Annotated in this window: 14 protein-coding genes; 6 read left to right on the top strand and 8 right to left on the bottom strand. The window is 65.1% G+C overall.

The genetic code is table 11. From position 1 onward, the window contains the following. Positions 1–272: 272 nt before the first annotated feature. Complete coding sequence (locus MTX23_RS23470) at positions 273–1,238, top strand: lysylphosphatidylglycerol synthase transmembrane domain-containing protein (RefSeq protein ID WP_280972558.1); 966 nt, start codon at positions 273–275, stop codon at positions 1,236–1,238. On the opposite strand, the gene MTX23_RS23475 is transcribed toward MTX23_RS23470, so the two are convergent. Beyond that, positions 1,208–1,432, bottom strand: coding sequence for a hypothetical protein (locus MTX23_RS23475; protein ID WP_280972559.1), 225 nt, complete (start codon positions 1,430–1,432; stop codon positions 1,208–1,210). The two genes, MTX23_RS23470 and MTX23_RS23475, sit on opposite strands and share 31 nt — an antisense overlap. Between MTX23_RS23475 and MTX23_RS23480 the strand changes: the two genes are divergently transcribed. Then, on the top strand, positions 1,425–2,267 hold the full coding sequence (locus MTX23_RS23480) for a glycosyl transferase (protein WP_280972560.1): 843 nt from the start codon (positions 1,425–1,427) through the stop codon (positions 2,265–2,267). The two genes, MTX23_RS23475 and MTX23_RS23480, sit on opposite strands and share 8 nt — an antisense overlap. Positions 2,268–2,291: 24 nt before the next feature. On the opposite strand, the gene MTX23_RS23485 is transcribed toward MTX23_RS23480, so the two are convergent. The 6 genes from MTX23_RS23485 to rfaD all read right to left on the bottom strand — a co-directional run bounded on the left by MTX23_RS23485 (position 2,292) and on the right by rfaD (position 10,223). Next, positions 2,292–3,224 carry an NAD-dependent epimerase/dehydratase family protein gene (locus MTX23_RS23485; RefSeq protein WP_280972561.1) on the bottom strand — a complete coding sequence of 311 codons (933 nt, stop codon included), beginning with the start codon at positions 3,222–3,224 and terminating at the stop codon, positions 2,292–2,294. Then, positions 3,221–4,435 (bottom strand): glycosyltransferase family 4 protein, encoded by a 1,215-nt coding sequence (locus MTX23_RS23490; RefSeq protein ID WP_280972562.1) that lies wholly within the window; start codon positions 4,433–4,435, stop codon positions 3,221–3,223. Before MTX23_RS23490 ends, MTX23_RS23485 begins: the two co-directional genes overlap by 4 nt. 39 nt (positions 4,436–4,474) lie before the next feature. After that, positions 4,475–6,385 (bottom strand): nucleoside-diphosphate sugar epimerase/dehydratase, encoded by a 1,911-nt coding sequence (locus tag MTX23_RS23495; protein ID WP_280972563.1) that lies wholly within the window; start codon positions 6,383–6,385, stop codon positions 4,475–4,477. An 84-nt stretch (positions 6,386–6,469) separates the two neighbouring features. Further along, positions 6,470–7,756 (bottom strand): O-antigen ligase family protein, encoded by a 1,287-nt coding sequence (locus MTX23_RS23500; RefSeq protein ID WP_280972564.1) that lies wholly within the window; start codon positions 7,754–7,756, stop codon positions 6,470–6,472. Then, a complete protein-coding gene (gene rfaE1, locus MTX23_RS23505; RefSeq protein WP_280972565.1) occupies positions 7,753–9,225 on the bottom strand; it encodes a D-glycero-beta-D-manno-heptose-7-phosphate kinase in 1,473 nt (490 codons plus the stop codon). Before rfaE1 ends, MTX23_RS23500 begins: the two co-directional genes overlap by 4 nt. Before the next feature lie 17 nt (positions 9,226–9,242). Then, a complete protein-coding gene (gene rfaD, locus MTX23_RS23510; protein ID WP_280972566.1) occupies positions 9,243–10,223 on the bottom strand; it encodes an ADP-glyceromanno-heptose 6-epimerase in 981 nt (326 codons plus the stop codon). 137 nt (positions 10,224–10,360) lie between these two features. On the opposite strand from rfaD, the gene waaF reads away from it, so the two are divergent. Next, positions 10,361–11,425, top strand: coding sequence for a lipopolysaccharide heptosyltransferase II (waaF, locus tag MTX23_RS23515; protein ID WP_280972567.1), 1,065 nt, complete (start codon positions 10,361–10,363; stop codon positions 11,423–11,425). Here waaF and MTX23_RS23520 read toward each other — a convergent pair. Further along, on the bottom strand, positions 11,407–12,447 hold the full coding sequence (locus MTX23_RS23520) for a glycosyltransferase family 4 protein (RefSeq protein WP_280978158.1): 1,041 nt from the start codon (positions 12,445–12,447) through the stop codon (positions 11,407–11,409). The two genes, waaF and MTX23_RS23520, sit on opposite strands and share 19 nt — an antisense overlap. Before the next feature lie 136 nt (positions 12,448–12,583). Between MTX23_RS23520 and galE the strand changes: the two genes are divergently transcribed. The 3 genes from galE (at position 12,584) to MTX23_RS23535 (ending at position 16,244) form a co-directional block, all read left to right on the top strand. Further along, positions 12,584–13,597, top strand: a complete 1,014-nt coding sequence (gene galE, locus MTX23_RS23525; RefSeq protein WP_280972568.1) for a UDP-glucose 4-epimerase GalE — start codon at positions 12,584–12,586, stop codon at positions 13,595–13,597. Positions 13,598–13,696: 99 nt separating this feature from the next. After that, positions 13,697–15,508 (top strand): ABC transporter ATP-binding protein, encoded by a 1,812-nt coding sequence (locus MTX23_RS23530; protein WP_280972569.1) that lies wholly within the window; start codon positions 13,697–13,699, stop codon positions 15,506–15,508. A gap of 34 nt (positions 15,509–15,542) precedes the next feature. Continuing rightward, positions 15,543–16,244, top strand: a complete 702-nt coding sequence (locus MTX23_RS23535; protein ID WP_280972570.1) for a fumarylacetoacetate hydrolase family protein — start codon at positions 15,543–15,545, stop codon at positions 16,242–16,244. Positions 16,245–16,257 lie beyond the last annotated feature (13 nt).

The following is a 16,257-nucleotide window of genomic DNA, read 5'->3' on the forward strand; positions in this document are numbered from 1 at the left end:
GTGATCGACGCCCCTGTTGCCCGGGAAGCACTGTTACGGTGTAACATCATGCGATCCCGTGCGTCAGGTCGGATTTTACCGGTATTGTAACCCCGGTGCGCGGCCGACAGTCGCCTTCTGGCCTCTTTACCCCCCTCGTCAGGCTGGCCGCAATAAGAGCCGCACAGCTATTGCCAGATCGATGCGGAAACCATACCAAGGCGGCGAATTTGGGCGCGCAGGCCATTTGCGCGGTTTTTGACACATTCTGAACCCTGGCAAGCGCGGGCGAAATGCGCCGAATCCTGCTTTCTACCCTCAAGATACTGATCTCGGCCGCGCTGCTCTATCTCTCATTGCGCAAGGTCAATCTCTATGACCTCGCCTCGCGCATCCAGGTCGAGAGCCTGGGCTGGCTTGGGCTTGCGATCGCGGTCACGCTCGGCCAGATCTTTCTCGGAGTGTTGCGCTGGCGGGAGATCAGCGTGGAATGCGGCGCGCCGCTGGAGACCGCGCAGGCGATGCGCTTCAACTTGATCGGCACCTTCTTCAACCAGACGCTGCCGTCCTCGATCGGCGGCGACGCGGTGCGGCTGTGGCTCGTCGCGCGCAACGGCGCGGGCTGGCGCGCGGCCACCTACTCGATCTTCGTCGATCGCGCGATCGGACTCGTCGCGCTTGCCGTCGTCATCGCAGCAACCCTGCCGTGGAGCTACCGGTTGATCTCCGATCCCCGCGGCTGGACGGCTCTGCTGCTGCTGGACCTTGCCGCGCTCGCAGCCGGATTCGGCTTCCTGCTGATCGGCATGTTGCCGTGGCCGTGGCTGAAGCGGTGGTGGGCGACGCATCACGTGCATGCCTGTGCCGTGATTGCGAACCGTGTGCTGTTCAGCTGTAACCGCGGGCTGAAGGTCATCGTACTTTCCCTGATGATTCACGTGGTCACGGCCGTGATCGGCTGGTGCGTGGTGCGATCGATCGCGGCCCCGGTCACGTTCGGTCAGATCTTCCAGCTCTTGCCGCCGGTGATGCTGATCACGATGATGCCGATCTCGATCGCGGGCTGGGGGGTGCGCGAAGCCACCATGGGACTGGCCTTCGGATATGCCGGGTTGATCTCAAGTGAAGGCGTCAACGTCTCGCTGCTGTTTGGCGCGATATCATTCCTGGTCGGCATCTTCGGCGGCCTGGTGTGGATCCTTAGCCCGGAAAAAGCTGCCAAGGGCGCTCAGCCGATCAAAGTGCCGGCATCGGAATAGTCGTCGACCGCAATGACCAGTTTCGAAATTCTCCTGTCCTTCATCGCAGCGGTTCTGGCCGCATCGATCTCGGCCATGCTGATCCAGGCGACGCGGCCGATGCTGCTGCGCGTGGCGCTGGCGAAACCGAATGCCCGCTCGTCACACAAGGTTCCAACCCCACAAGGCGCCGGCATCGCGGTCACCGTGGCCACGCTGCTCGCAGGCGGGATCGTCCTCGTGCTGGCCGGATTGTCGGATTTGACGGTTCCCTTCGTGGTGTTCGCGGCCAGCCTGTTCATCGCGGTGGTGGGTTTCGCCGACGATGTTCGCCCCCTGCCCGTTGTCCCCCGATTGTTGCTGCAAGCTGCGGCCGTCGCGGTCGTGGTGTTCGCCGCGCCGGGCGATCTGCGGATCGTTCCGGCCTGCCCGTTGTGGCTCGAACGCACCTTGCTGCTGGTCGCCGGCCTCTGGTTCGTGAACCTCGTCAACTTCATGGATGGGCTTGACCTGATGACAGCAGCCGAAGCCGCGCCTATCACGGTGGCAGTCGCCCTGCTCGGCAGCTTCGGCCATGTCCCGGCTGCGACGACGATCGTCGCCGCCGCGCTGTGCGGGGCCCTGCTCGGTTTCTCCCCGTTCAACCGGCCGGTCGCACGGATCTTCCTTGGCGATGTCGGCAGCCTGCCGATCGGCCTGCTGCTCGGCTGGTGTCTGCTGCAGCTCGCGCTGCATCAGCAATTCGCTGCCGCGCTGCTCCTGCCGCTGTACTACCTGGCGGATGCGACGGTCACACTGCTTCGGCGGATGGCGCGGCGCGAGCCATTCTGGGCCGCGCACCGTTCGCACTTCTATCAGCGCGCAACCGACAACGGATTTGCGGTATGGCGCGTCGTCGGCGAGGTCTTCGCGCTCAATGTCGTGCTGGCACTGCTTGCCATCGCCTCGGTCGCGCTGAACTCCCTTGCCGCCGATGTCGCCCTGCTGCTAGCCGGTGCGCTCGCGGTCGCCCTCCTGCTGCGGCGGTTCTCGCGACCGCGGACGGCTTGATCGGCGATGGCCGTATCAGGATGATCACGGACGCAGGGCGAGTTTCAGGCCGTCATCGAGGCTGATCGGCGGCCGCCACCCAATCGTGGCGAGTTTCGACAGATCTAGTTCGAGCGAACCGAGCAAGCTGTCATTGGCCTCGCTTCGACCACTGACGTTGAGCAGTGCGCTCAGCAGTGGCGCCGGAAGCCAGAACAGACGTGGTGAAGTCTGCGCTGCATGGGCCAGACGCTCGACAAATTGCGGCGTCGACACCTGCTCGCTGTCAGCCACGAGAAACACGTCGAAGTCCCGCCCCGGATGCGAGAGCCGGTGGAGGACAAACGAAGCGAGATTCTCCACCGAAAGGAATGCACGACGGTTGTGGATGTTGGCCAGGGGAAGTGGAATACCGCGTTTCACGGCTTTTTCGAGCAACGCAAAGTTCCCTTTTGCTCCAGCGCCATAGATCATGGGTGGGCGGACCACGGTCACCCTCATGCCGCTGCCCGCCACCAATTCCCTCAAGCCGGCTTCCGCAGCTGCCTTCGACATTCCGTAGAGGCTGCGCGGCGTCAGTGTATCGTCCTCACGGAACGGTGGACGCCCGTTGTTGCTGCGGCCGTGAACCAGGATCGTGCTGATGAACACAAAGTCTCGCACGCCAGCGTCCATCGCGGACCGCGCCAGATGCAGCGTCCCCCCGACATTGACGTTGTGGTAGAGTTCGATCGCGTGCTCTTCCTTCTGGTAATGAACGCGCGCGGCGAGATGCACCACCGCGTCCACGCCGGCAACCGCATCGCGCCAATTGGTGGCTGGTCCGAGCGCATCGATCGTCACGTCGTTTGCGTCCTGGGGCGGGGTCCGCACGGCGCACCGCACCACCCAGCCGTTGCGGGCCAGCAAGGGCACCACGTGGCGGCCGACGAAGCCGCTCGCCCCCGTGACCAGAACCGTCGGTCGACCGTCGCTCATGCCGTCCGCTCCACATCGCGATTGCACAATAGCTCGCCAACGAGCGCGACGTAACTGCCAAGGGCCCGTTCGGGACTGAAGGTCCGCGCTGCCGCAACCGCACGCTCGGCCATCGCGGCGTCCTGCGAGCGCGACGCCAGCCTGATGGCGTCGGCGAGTTGATCCGGCCGGCCGGGTGCCACGACCCAGCCGAGCGCGTTTTCCTTCACGGTGAGCGCGGCCTCGGCCTCGGGTTCGGAGATGAGAATGACGGGACGGCCCGCGGCGAGCAGGTTGTAGAACCGGCTCGGCACCGACACGCCCGCGACGTTCTTGCGATAGGGAATCAGCCAGACATCGGCGCTGGAGAGCAGCGCATCGAGATCGCCGTCGGCGACGCGATCGACCAGCGTGACGTTGGCCAACCGGTCTCTGGATTGCATATCCTTCAACCGGTCGAAGCCCATGCCCCAGCCCGAGAGCAGGAAATGGATATCGCCTTCGCCGCGCAGCAGCCGCGCCGCCTCGAACACAATCTCCGGATCGTGGGTGAACCCGAGATTGCCGGACAGACCGACAACGAAACGAGCACTGATCGCCTTGCGAAACGGATTGTCGGGGTCCACGGGACGGATGCCCGGCACCAGCGTGGTCCAGTTCGGAATGAACCTGATCTTGTCGGGTATCATTCCACGGTACCGCAGCAACAGCTTCTCGCTGTCCCGGCCGATCACGATGACCGCGTTCAGCGCGCGGAACATCAGCCCGCTGATCGCCCGCATCGCGCGTGCGAAGAGAGACGACGGCTTCAGCAGCCCGGCCATGACGAGCACATCGGGAAACAGGTCATGCAGGATCAGTGCCGACTTCGCCCCTTTCAGCTTTGCCGCGACGGCCACTGCATAGGGGAGCACGAAGGGCGCGGTTACCGTCAGGGCCACGTCGCCGCGCTGCAGCCGCGTCCATAGCGTGAAGAAGATCCGGCAGGTAAACAAGGTCTCGGCCAGAGCGCGCTTGATCAGCGCGGCCTTGTCCGGCAGCCAATTCCAGATCTCGACCACGGTCGGCCGTCCCGGCGCGGGCTCTCTCGCCGAGCCCGGCATGCCGGACACCACCACGACCTCCGCGTCCTGCGCGATCCGCTCGGCGATCGCGGCCATGATCGCGGCAGTCGTGCTGTGATCCGGCGGATAGTGCTGGCTGACGACAACGACTTTGTTAGGCTTGCGCATCAATGGCTTTCGAGATGGTCCTGCCACGCAACCGCGCGATCAGGCGGCATTCGATCCGAATTCGGGCACGGCGTCACGCAGCACGGCACGAATGGTCACCCGATCATCCCTCTCGATGGCGTCCTCCAGCGCTGCAAGCCACTCGCGCAGGGTCGACATCGGAGGCTGGTTCGGCTTGGCCGCCATGATGCCGGCGACGCCGATCTCGATGGTCGGCTCCTGGCTTGCGAACAGGATCTCATTCAGCCGCTCGCCGGGGCGAATGCCGCTGAACACGACCTCGATATCGACCCCGGGCTGCAGACCGGACAGGCGGATCATCCGCTCGGCAAGATCGACGATCTTGACCGGCTGTCCCATGTTCAGCACGTAGACCGAGACGTCGGGCCGCGCCGGCGTCATGGCATGCGTGGCCGCCGTGATCACGAGGTCGCAGGCCTCGCGGATCGTCATGAAGTAGCGGACCATGTCCGGATGCGTGACGGTGATCGGGCCGCCGGCCTCGAGCTGGGCCTTGAACTTGGGCACCACCGAGCCGTTGGAGGCCAGCACGTTGCCGAAGCGCACCGAGATCAGGCGCATATGCGGCTTGCCGTCGGCTTCGGCCATCAGATCGTGGTCGAGCGCCTGGCAATACATTTCGGCAAAGCGCTTGGTCAGCCCGAGCATCGACACCGGCTCGATCGCCTTGTCGGTCGAGATCATCACCATCGCGGTGGCGCCGGCGGCCAGCGCCGCGTCGGCCACGTTCACCGAGCCGAAGATGTTGGTCTTGACGCCCTCGCTCCAGTCGCGCTCCAGGATCGGCACATGCTTGAGCGCCGCGGCATGGAACACGATGTCGGGCTTGAAGTCGCTCATCAGCCGCGTGATGCGCTCGCGATCCCTGATGTCGGCGATCCGGCCCTCGACCACCGCGCCGGTATCGCGGGCCGACAGTGCTTCGGTGACCGAATAAAGCGCCGGCTCTGAATTCTCGATCACCAGCAGGCGTGCCGCGCCGAAGGTCGCGACGCGATCGCAGATTTCCGCTCCGATCGAGCCGCCGCCGCCGGTCACGATCACCGATTTGCCCTTCACCAGGGTCTCGAGCCGCGCATAGTCGATCTTGTGGCTCGGACGCAGCAACAGATCCTCGACCGCGACATTGGTCAGCCGCGGCGTATCGCCGCCCTCCAGCGACGGCAGCCGGCTGACCATCAGGCCGAGTCGCTTGGCGCGCATCAGCACGCTTTCCGGATGGGCCTCCGGCTCGAACGCCGACGGCGTCATGATCACCCGTTTGATCGGCCGCTGGCGAACGCCGAAGTCGCGAATCACCGGCTCGATGTCGTCGACCCCGCCAACGACAGGAATATTGCGAATCTTCTGGCCCCGATCGGCGGCCGAGGGAGACAGCATCCCGACCGGCCACACCCCCTTGATGGCGCCGTTCTCGATGCCGCGCAACACGACTTCCGCGTCGGCGGTGCGTCCGACCAGCAGCGCCGGCGCGGCGTTGTCCGAGCGGGCATGAAGACGCGTGCGCGAATAGCGGAAATAGCGGTAGCCGAGGCGCAACGCGCTCAGTCCGAACACCTCGAGGAAGAAGAACAGGATGATCGTGACGCGTCCCAGAAAGACGCCGTGCGAGCTCGTTTCGGTGAAAATGGAGACGTAATCCAGCACCACGAGCGCCAGCGTGAGCACCGCCGCGACGCGCACGATGTTCACGGCGTCCGGCAGCGACGTGAAGCGCCATTTCGCGGTGGTCAGGTTGCAGAGATAGCTGACCACGATGCTGAACAACACGAACCACGGCAGGACGCGCATCAACAGCGGCAACCTGTCCGTAAGAAGACCGCCCTCGAAACGCAGATAGAAGCTCGCCACCAGCGCAAACGCCGTCACAAGCGCGTCATGGATCAGAATCAGGAAGTTGCGCAGAGTGAATTGTGAGAGGCGCGTCATGTATGCGGGCGGCTTAGCAGCAACTGTGGGTTTTGCGATAGGATATCAAGGCTGATAGCGTATCTGCGTCGGTCATGCCAGCGATCATGGATGGATTGAACGTTCAGGTTCCACGCTCGCCGCCGATCGCGTTTTGAGCGCCATGCCGCCGGCGACTCCGACACCCAGTACGTACATCCAGCCCTCGTGAAAATCGAAGATGTGTGAATTGAACAATGAAGTAAAAATATTCTGCACCACGACGAGGAGCCCGATCCAGTTGCCGAGCCCGCCGCCGCGGAACAGCAAGAGGTGCAGGATCCACATGGCATAAAGGATCACGACCCCCAGAATGCCCCACTGCACGGCGACGTTCAATGTCTGATTGTGCGGATTGCCTATCACCTCGCTCGAGGCCTGCCTTTGGACGTGCGTCGCGACACGCTCGAACAGGCCTCGCGTCGCCCCGGTGCCGTGGCCGATGATCGGCGCCTCGGCGAAGAAGCCGAGCGACTTTCGCCAGAACTCGAGCCGCAAGCCGATCGAGGTCGGCTCGTTGCGCTCCTTGTAGAGCTGGTAGTCGCGGGTAAACGTCTCGGCGGTCCATCGCAACTGCGGCGAGGAATACCACGCCACCACAGCAAGCACGGCGGCACTGCACAGAATCAGCGTGATACTGCGCCAGCGCAGATGGAGCAGCGCAAACACCGCGAACATGATCGGGACCGTGACCAGCGCAGTCCGCGACACCACCACGAACGCCATGTTGGCGAAGAAGCTCAGGGCGATCACGACCAGCAGCACGGCCAGCGCGATGCGCTTGGCCTGCAAGAGCATGACGAAGGGATAGGCCAGCGCGACGGCGCAGAGCGTGAATTCCTGGCTCTGGTTGATGTAGTCCTTGACGAAGATGCCGCGTTCGACGCCGCCAGGCGGCTTCAGCGAGAGGCCGGGATACACCAGCACCAGCCAGGACATCACCATCAGCAGCGTGCAGGACACGAGGAAAGCCGTGAACACCCACGTTCCACGCCTCGAGCGCTCAAAATGATAGAACAGGAACGGAAGCACCAGGAGCTTCGCGGTCGGCTCGACCGCATACAATCTCGCGCCCCAGGCGGCGTCCGACCAGAGCGTGCCGACGAGCGCAAGGGCGAACAGCGCGGCCGGCACCGCGCAGATCGGCCGCTTCACCAGCGTCCAGAACGCCCTCAGGTCGATTGTCGGTGCGACCGCGATCAGCAGCAGCACCCCGAAGATGCCGACCAGCGAGGTCGACCACGGCAGCGACAGCGCAATCAGGACCGCGATCACGTCGGTCGTCGTCGCCCACCGCGCCGGATCGCGCCAGGCGGGCAGCGCCGCGCCGGATGTGGTCGTGCTCGCGCTCACGCCTTACCCCCGCGGGCCCGATCGACCAGTGACGTCGTGCTGTGCCCGGCCAGGATATCGACCAGGAGCACCTCGCCGCCGCACGCTTCGACGATCTCATGGCCGACCACCTGCTCGCGGGTGTAATCGCCACCCTTGACCAGCACGCTCGGCCGCACCTTCGTGATCAGGTTGATCGGCGTGTCCTCCTCGAAGATCGCGACGAGGTCGACGGCTTCCAGCGCCGCCAGCACCTCCGCGCGCGCCTGCGCGTCCTGCACCGGGCGCCCCTCTCCCTTCAGCCGCTTCACCGAGGCGTCGCTGTTCAATCCGACAACGAGACGGTCGCAGGCGCCGCGCGCCGCGGTCAGCACCTTGACGTGGCCGGGATGCAGGATGTCGAAGCAACCATTGGTGAAGCCGATGCGCAGATCCTGCCTGCGCCATTCCGCCAGATGCGTGTCGATATCGCCGCCGGCCGCGACAATCTTTTCCTCTGCCGCAAGCGACGCATGCGGCAGGATTCGCCGCCGCAATTCGTCCGGCCCGACGATCGCGGTGCCGGTCTTGCCGACCGTTACCGCGGCGGCCGCGGTCGCCATCCTGAGCGCCGCCTCCCAATCCGCCTTTGCGGCCAGCGCCAACGCCAACGTCGCGGCCACCGTGTCGCCCGCACCCGACACGTCGCGCACCTTCGCCGGTAACGCCGGCACGTGGATGACACCGCGCTCGCGCAGCGCTAGCGTCATGCCGTGCTCGCCCTGCGTCACGAGCATGGCTTCGCAATCGGCGAGCCGCATCGCGTCCTCGGCGGCGGCCGCGATCGTGCTGTCCGAATCGGCACGGCTCCGCGTCGCTTCGGCGAACTCCTTGCGGTTCGGCTTGAGCAGCGTGGCGCCCCGATAGATCGCGAAATTGAGGCTCTTCGGGTCGACGATCACCGACTTGCCCCGCTCGCGCGCGGCGTCGATCGTATTGCGGATCACCCGCGCCGTCAGCACGCCCTTGGCGTAATCAGACAGCAGCACGATGTCGGCGCGTGCCAGCTGCGGCAGGATGGCGTCGATCAGCTTCTGCTCGACCTCGGCGGAAGCAGGCACCACCTGCTCCCAGTCCGCGCGCAGCATATGCGTCGAGAAGTGCTCGGACACAAAGCGCACCTTCCGTGTGGTCGGCCGGCCGGGATCGCGCACCAATATGCTCTCGATCCGGCTTTCCCGACCCAGCACGGCCTGCAGCCTGGCGCCCGCATCGTCCTCGCCGATCAGACCGATGAAGATGCAGCGCCCGCCGAGCGAGGCAACGATGCGCGCGGCATTGCCGGCGCCACCGATATTGGTCTCGCTGCGCCCGACCGCGATCACCGGCGCCGGCGCCTCCGGCGAGATTCGCGACACCTCGCCATACACGAACTCGTCGAGCATGAGGTCGCCGACGCAGAGCACAGTCTGGCCGGACATTGCATGCAACAGGGCTTCAAAATCGAACATCTGTGACCGTGCCCCGCTCAGCGATATCGATCGGCGCGGTCGAGGAAACCCTTCACATAGGCATCGACCGCATCTTCGAGCGCCGTGAAGCCGCCGTTATAGCCGGCGCGCCGCAGGCGATCGACCTCGCTCTGCGTGAAATACTGGTAACTGCCGCGAATCTGCTCGGGCATGTCGACGTACTGGATGTTCGGCTTCGCGCCGAGCGCGCTGTACGCCGAGACGATGAGATCCTTGAAGCTGCGCGCCTTGCCGGTTCCGACATTGAAGAGCCCGCTCACCGATGGGGTTGCGAGCAGCCACATCATCACCCGCACGACGTCGTCGACATAGATGAAGTCGCGGCGCTGGTCGCCGTCGGCGATCCCCTCCCGGTGCGACTTGAACAGCTGCACAACGCGGCCCGCCTTTATGTCATCGAAACGGCGCGCCAGCACGCTCATCATCGGACCCTTGTGATATTCGTTCGGGCCGAACACGTTGAAGAATTTCAGCCCCGCCCATTGCGGCGGCAGCCGCTCCCCCTTCGCCGCGCGCTCGGCGACCACGAGGTCGAACAGTTGCTTGCTCCAGCCGTAGAGGTTCATCGGCCGCAATCGCTTCAGCGCCGCGACCGATGGATCGTCATCGAAGCCCTGATGGCCGTCGCCATAGGTGGCCGCCGATGAAGCATAGATGAACGGCGCACGGTTGGCCGTGCACCAGTCGAGCAGCCGCAGCGACAGGCGGAAATTGGTTTCGATTACCAGGTCGCCGTCGGTCGCGGTGGTCTCCGAGATGGCGCCAAGATGAACGACGGCATCGAGACGCCGCCCCTCCAGCCAGTGGCCGAGCTCGGCGGGCGGCACGACATCGGCGAGCTGGCGCTTGGCCAGGTTCCGCCACTTGCCCTCGTGCCCGAGAATGTCGGCGACCGCGACGTCACTGCGCCCGGCGTCATTCAACGCGGCGACGACGTTCGATCCGATAAAACCGGCACCCCCGGTTACCAGAAACATTGCGAAATCCCACCCAAGTCCACTGCAGCCGCCAGCTTTGCCCCACTCCCGCGCCGCAAGCAACGACGGCTTTACCTCCAGACGCGAACCGGTTACCGACGGGGCCACAACCGGTCCGGCTTGGCACACTTTTAGATATGAATAGCGATTCAATACTAGGGATCGAGACAGAAGATGCCGCGGACACCCGTCCGATTCTCGTCATCCCCTATATGTGGATTGGGGATTTTGTGCGTGGCCACACCGTGATCCGGGTGCTCCGGAAGCGCTGGCCCAATCGACCGGTCGACCTGCTGGTCACCCGGCTGTGTGCCTCCCTGGTGGATTACATGCCGGGGGTTCGCGCCGGAATTGTGTCCGACCTGCCCCGGAGCCGGCTGGCGCTCGGCCGGCAGCGGACGCTCGCGGCCGAACTCCGGAGCCGGAACTACGCCACCGCCTTGGTGCTGCCGGGCACCTGGAAGTCCGCCATTGCGCCGACACTGGCCGGCATCCCGGAGCGGGTCGGTTTCTTCGGCGAGGCCCGGTTCGGCCTGATCAATTCGATGCGGTGGGGCGAGAAGAAGCTGCCGCGGTTCATCGACCAGAATGCTTCGCTCGCGCTGCCCGGCGGCGCGGCACTGCCGTCGGAATGGCCGGTGCCGCAGCTCCAGGTTCCCGCCGACGAGATCGCGCGATGGCGGCAGGCCAACGACCTGGGCACGGGCCCGGCTGTCGCATTGGGGCCAGGCTCGGTCGGCGCGTCCAAGCGCTGGACCTACTATCCGGAGGCGGCGCGGCTGTTCGCCGAGCGTGGATTTGACGTCTGGGTGATCGGCGGCCCTGCCGAAAAACCGCTGGCGCAGGAGATCGTCGCAGCCGGCGGCGCCCGGGTCCGCGATCTCACCGGCACCGACCTGCGCAATGGCGTGCTCGCGATGGCCGCGGCCAGCGTTGCGATATCAAACGATTCCGGGCTGATGCACATCGCGGCTGCGATCGGCACGCCAACCATGGGCATTTTCGGCCCGACCAGCCCCTATCTCTGGGCCCCCATCAACGGCCTCGCCGCCACCATGCAGCAGACCAAGGCGAAGCTGTCGTGCCAACCGTGCCAGAGCACGATCTGCCGGATGAACGACCATCGCTGCATGCGCGACCTCCCCGCGGTCGACGTCGTCGAGACTGCCCAACGCGTGCTGGCTCAGATCAGCGTCCGGTAAAGCGCGGCGATCGCGTTCGCTTCCGCGTCCAGGCTGAACTTATCCACAGCCCGCGCCTGCGCCCGCGCACCCATCGCCGTCGCCGCTGCCGGATCGTGCATCAGCGGCTCCAGCGCCGCCACCAACGCATCGACGTCGCCAGGCGGCGTCAGCACACCGGTGATGCCGTCCTCGACCACGAACTCCGCGGCCCCTGCCCGCGCCGCCACCAGCGCCGCGCCGACCGACATCGCCTCGATCAAGGTCAGGCCAAAGCCCTCGTTGCGCGAGGTGAAGGCGTAGATCGTCAGCCGCTGGTACCAGCGCACGACGTCTTCGATCGGAAGCTCGCCGGTGATGATCACGCGCGATTGCAGACCCGCGACCTCGATGCGTCGCTTCAGGTCGTTCGCGAACGTCTGCTGTTCCGGCACCACGGCGCCGACGATCACAGCGGTGAAATCGGGATAGCGCGGCAATAGCCTGCACATCGCGTCGACGAAGACGTCGGTGCCCTTTTGCGCGCGCACGCGGCCGAAGCATCCGATCGCATAGCGGCCCGGCAATCCGCTCTCGGCAAAGGCCGCCGCACGATCGGCCGGCGGCGCGTAGCGATCGGTGTCGACTCCGTGCATCACCACCGTCGCTTCACGCTTGAGATAGGATGCCGACAGCGGGCTGGTCGCGATGATCGCGTCCATCTTACGGATCAGCCAGCGCGTCAGCCAGGTGTGATGACGCTGCGCCGCAGAGGTGAAGATGAGCTTCAGCGGCCAGCCGAGCCCGCGCAGCAGGAGCCCCGCGATCATCTCGTCGTTGCGCCGCGCGTGCCAGATGAGAGGCGTCCGGCGGCGCCACAGCCGCATCAGATCGAGAAATCCCATCGCCGCAATGCCGTCGGGCCGATGCGTGCCGAACCATGCCGCGCGAAACATCCGCGCGAGTTTCGGCGCGACCATGCGGTTGGTCGCGGTGACGCCTGAATAGCGTCTGTGCAGGTTCGGCACGATAAGTTCGAGCTCGCCGGCAGATATGTTCTCGATCGGCACGCAAGTCTCCGTTTCGCGCCAGTTCCTATACGCAACATTAAGCATAGTGGCCAGTTCAGCCGCGACGAAACCCCCTCTTCACCGCGACGCCGCTAGCATCCCCGGCAAATAGAACGGGAGAGCAGGATCCATGACCGTGCTTGTGACCGGCGGCGCCGGCTACATCGGAAGTCATATGGTTCACGCGCTGGTCGATGCCGGCGAAAGCGTCGTCGTGATCGACAATCTCTCCACAGGTTTCTCCTCATTCCTGCCCGAGGGCGTGCCGCTGTTCATCGGCGACGCCGGCGACGAGAACCTCGTCGAGGGCGTGATCGCCCAGCACAAGATCGAGAGCATTATCCATTTCGCCGGCTCTGTCGTGGTGCCGGACTCGATGCGCGATCCGCTCGGCTATTACCGCAACAACACCATGACGACCCGCAGCCTGCTCAATGCCGCGGTCAAGGGCGGCGTCAACCGCTTCATCTTCTCCTCGACCGCCGCCGTCTACGGCAATCCGGACCACGTGCCGGTGCCCGAGATTGCGCCGACGCGGCCGCTGTCGCCCTACGGCTCGTCGAAGCTGATGACCGAGATCATGCTGCACGACGTCGCCACCGCCCATGGCATGGGCTACGTCGTGCTGCGCTATTTCAACGTCGCCGGCGCCGACCCGAAAGGACGGGCCGGCCTTGCCACCGTCGGCGCTACCCATCTGCTCAAGATCGCGGTCGAGGCCGCGACCGGGCAGCGCGCCAAGATCGACGTGTTCGGCACCGACTATCCGACGCATGACGGCAGTTGCATTCGCGACTTCATCCATGTCAGCGACCTCGTCGAGGCGCATCGTTCGGCGCTGTCCTACCTGCGCGCCGGCGGCCAATCGGTGACGCTGAACTGCGGCTATGGCCGCGGCTATTCCGTGCTCGAGACGATCGAGGCCGTGCGCCGTGTCTCGATGCGCAATTTCGCCGTCGCCTATGCGGCACGGCGGCCCGGCGATATCATGACAATGGTGGCCGATACCGGCCGCATCCGCGCGCTGCTCGACTGGACGCCGCGCTACGACAATCTCGAGACCATCGCGAACCACGCGTTGAACTGGGAAGAGAAGCTGTTCCGGGAGCGCGGCGGGCTCCCGCTGCAGGCAGAATCAGCCTGAAAATCAAGCCGTTATTGGGCTTGAAAAAGCGCCGACAAGCGGGCAAGGAGGTTTCCGCAACCCTGACGGCCGGCAAGCCCTGTCGTCAATGGAACGCGGATGGCCCAGTTTCCAAAGAAAATCACCGACGATCCCTATGGCGCGGCGATCCTGATTCGCCGTCTGGTCATGGAACAGGGGGTCACTTACTGGCGGCGCTATTTGGTGGCGTTCGCGCTGATGGCCGTTGCGGCCGGCTCGACCGCGGGCGCCACATACGTGCTCGGCCAGGTGATCAATCAGGCCTATATCGATAAGAACATCCCCGGCATCGCCATGTTTGCCGGAATTACGGTCGTGTTGCTGTTCATCAAAGGCGTGGCGACCTACGGCCACATGGTGATCCTCAACAAGATCTCCAACGCCATCCTTGCCAGCAATCAAAGACGGTTGTTCGCCAAGCTGATGAGCGAGAGCATCGGCTTCTTCTCCCAACGGCATTCGTCGGAATTCCTGGCGCGGCTGACGGCCGGCGCCAAGTCGATCACCGACGTGCTCAACATGCTGGTCAATGCGATCGGCCGCGACTTCCTGATGCTGGTCGCCATGATCGGTGTGATGGTGTGGCAGGATCCCCTGATGTCGTTCATCGGGCTCGTCGCGGTGCCGCCGGCGATGCTGGTGCTGCGCAAGCTGGTGAAGCGGATCAAGGGCCTCGCCTACAACCAGTTCACGGGCACCGCCGACATCCTGGAGACGATGCAGGAATCGCTGCAGGGCATCCGCACCGTGAAGGCGTTCACGCTCGAAGACACCATGCAGCAGCGAATCGACGAGAACATCGCGATCGTCGAGCGCAACGCCAACAAGATGGCGCGCGTCGCCAACCGTTCCAATCCGCTGATGGAGATGCTCGGCGGCTTTGCGGTCGCCGGCTGCCTGCTCTATGGCGGCTACAGCGTGGTGGCACTCGGCGCCACCCCGGGCCAGTTCTTCTCCTTCCTGACCGCCTTCCTGATGGCGACCGAGCCGGCCAAGCGGCTGGCGCGGCTCAACATCGACCTCAACAGCCAGCTGGTCGGTGCGCGGATGCTGCTCGAGGTGGTCGACAGCCCGGCGAGCGAGCAGGCCGACGACGACAAGCCGGCGCTGAAGCTCTCCGACGCGATGATCGAATTGCGCGACGTCAGCTTCGCCTATCGCGACGGCGAGCCGGTGCTGAGCCGCATGAGCTTCGTCGCCGAGCCGGGCAAGGTCACCGCGCTGGTCGGCCCCTCCGGAGGCGGCAAGTCGACGGTGCTCGCCTTGCTGCTCCGTTTCTACGAGACGCGCGAGGGCGAGATCCTGATCGACGGGCAGTCGATCTCGTCGGTGTCGCGCAAGTCGCTGCGCCAGCAGACGGCCTATGTCGGCCAGGACGTCTATCTGTTCCGCGACACCATCCGCGCCAACATCGCCTTCGGCAAGGAGGGCGCCACCGAGGCCGAGATCATCGAGGCGGCGAAGGCCGCCTGCGCACACGATTTCATCATGAGCTTCCCGCTCGGCTACGACACGCCGGTCGGCGAGCACGGCACCCAGCTCTCCGGCGGCCAGCGCCAGCGCATCGCGGTCGCCCGCGCGCTGATCAAGAACGCGCCGATCATCCTGCTCGACGAGGCCACCGCCGCGCTCGATTCCGAATCCGAGAAGCAGGTGCAGGAGGCGATCGAGCATCTCTGCCAGAACCGCACCACGATCGTGATCGCGCACCGCCTGCACACCATCATGCATGCCGACGCGATTCTGGTGGTCGAGGGCGGTGAGATCGTCGAGCGCGGACGGCACGAGGAGCTGCTGCGCCGCGGCGGCCGCTACGCCTCGTTCTTCCGCCTGCAGCATCACCACGACCCGTCCCCGCTGGCGTTGGCGCCGATCAGCGCCACCGGCTAGATCAAGTTCACCTCAAGAGCAGCGAGACCGCCTCATGAACGCCGCCTCCTACGTCATCCCGCTTCCGCCGCAGCCCTCGCTTCCCGTTGTCGGCGAGGCGAGCGCCTACCCGGTGCGCCGCATCTGGTGCGTCGGGCGCAACTATCTCGAGCATATCCGCGAGATGGGCAACGACGAGCGCGCGCCGCCGTTCTTCTTCGCCAAGCATGCCGACATGCTGGTGCCCGACGGCGCCACCATTCCCTATCCGCCGCTGACCAAGGACCTGCATCACGAGGTCGAGCTGGTGGTCGCGATGAAGAGCGGCGGGCTGAACATCCCCGCCGACAAGGCGCTCGAGCATGTCTATGGCTATGCGGTCGGCATCGACCTGACCCGCCGCGACCTGCAGATTGCTTCGCGTAAGAAGGAGCGCCCGTGGGAAGTCGGCAAATCGTTCGACTATTCCGCGCCCTGCTCCGCGATCGAGCCGGCGTCGAAGATCGGCCATCCCTCGAAGGGCAAGATCTGGCTTACCGTCAACGGCAAGGAAGCCCAGAAGGGCGATCTCACCGAGCTGATCTGGAGCGTGCCGGAAATCATCTGGCAGCTCTCCCAGCAGGTGAAGCTCGCCGCCGGCGACATCATCATGACCGGCACCCCGGCCGGCGTCTCCCAGCTCCAACCCGGCGACAAGCTTGAATGCGGCGTCGACGGCGTCGGCACGCTGAGGGTCGCGATCGGCAAGCCGGAATAAGCCAACCTCAAAA

Origin of the sequence: Bradyrhizobium sp. ISRA436 (assembly GCF_029910015.1) — a bacterium.
Classification (GTDB): Bacteria; Pseudomonadota; Alphaproteobacteria; order Rhizobiales; family Xanthobacteraceae; genus Bradyrhizobium.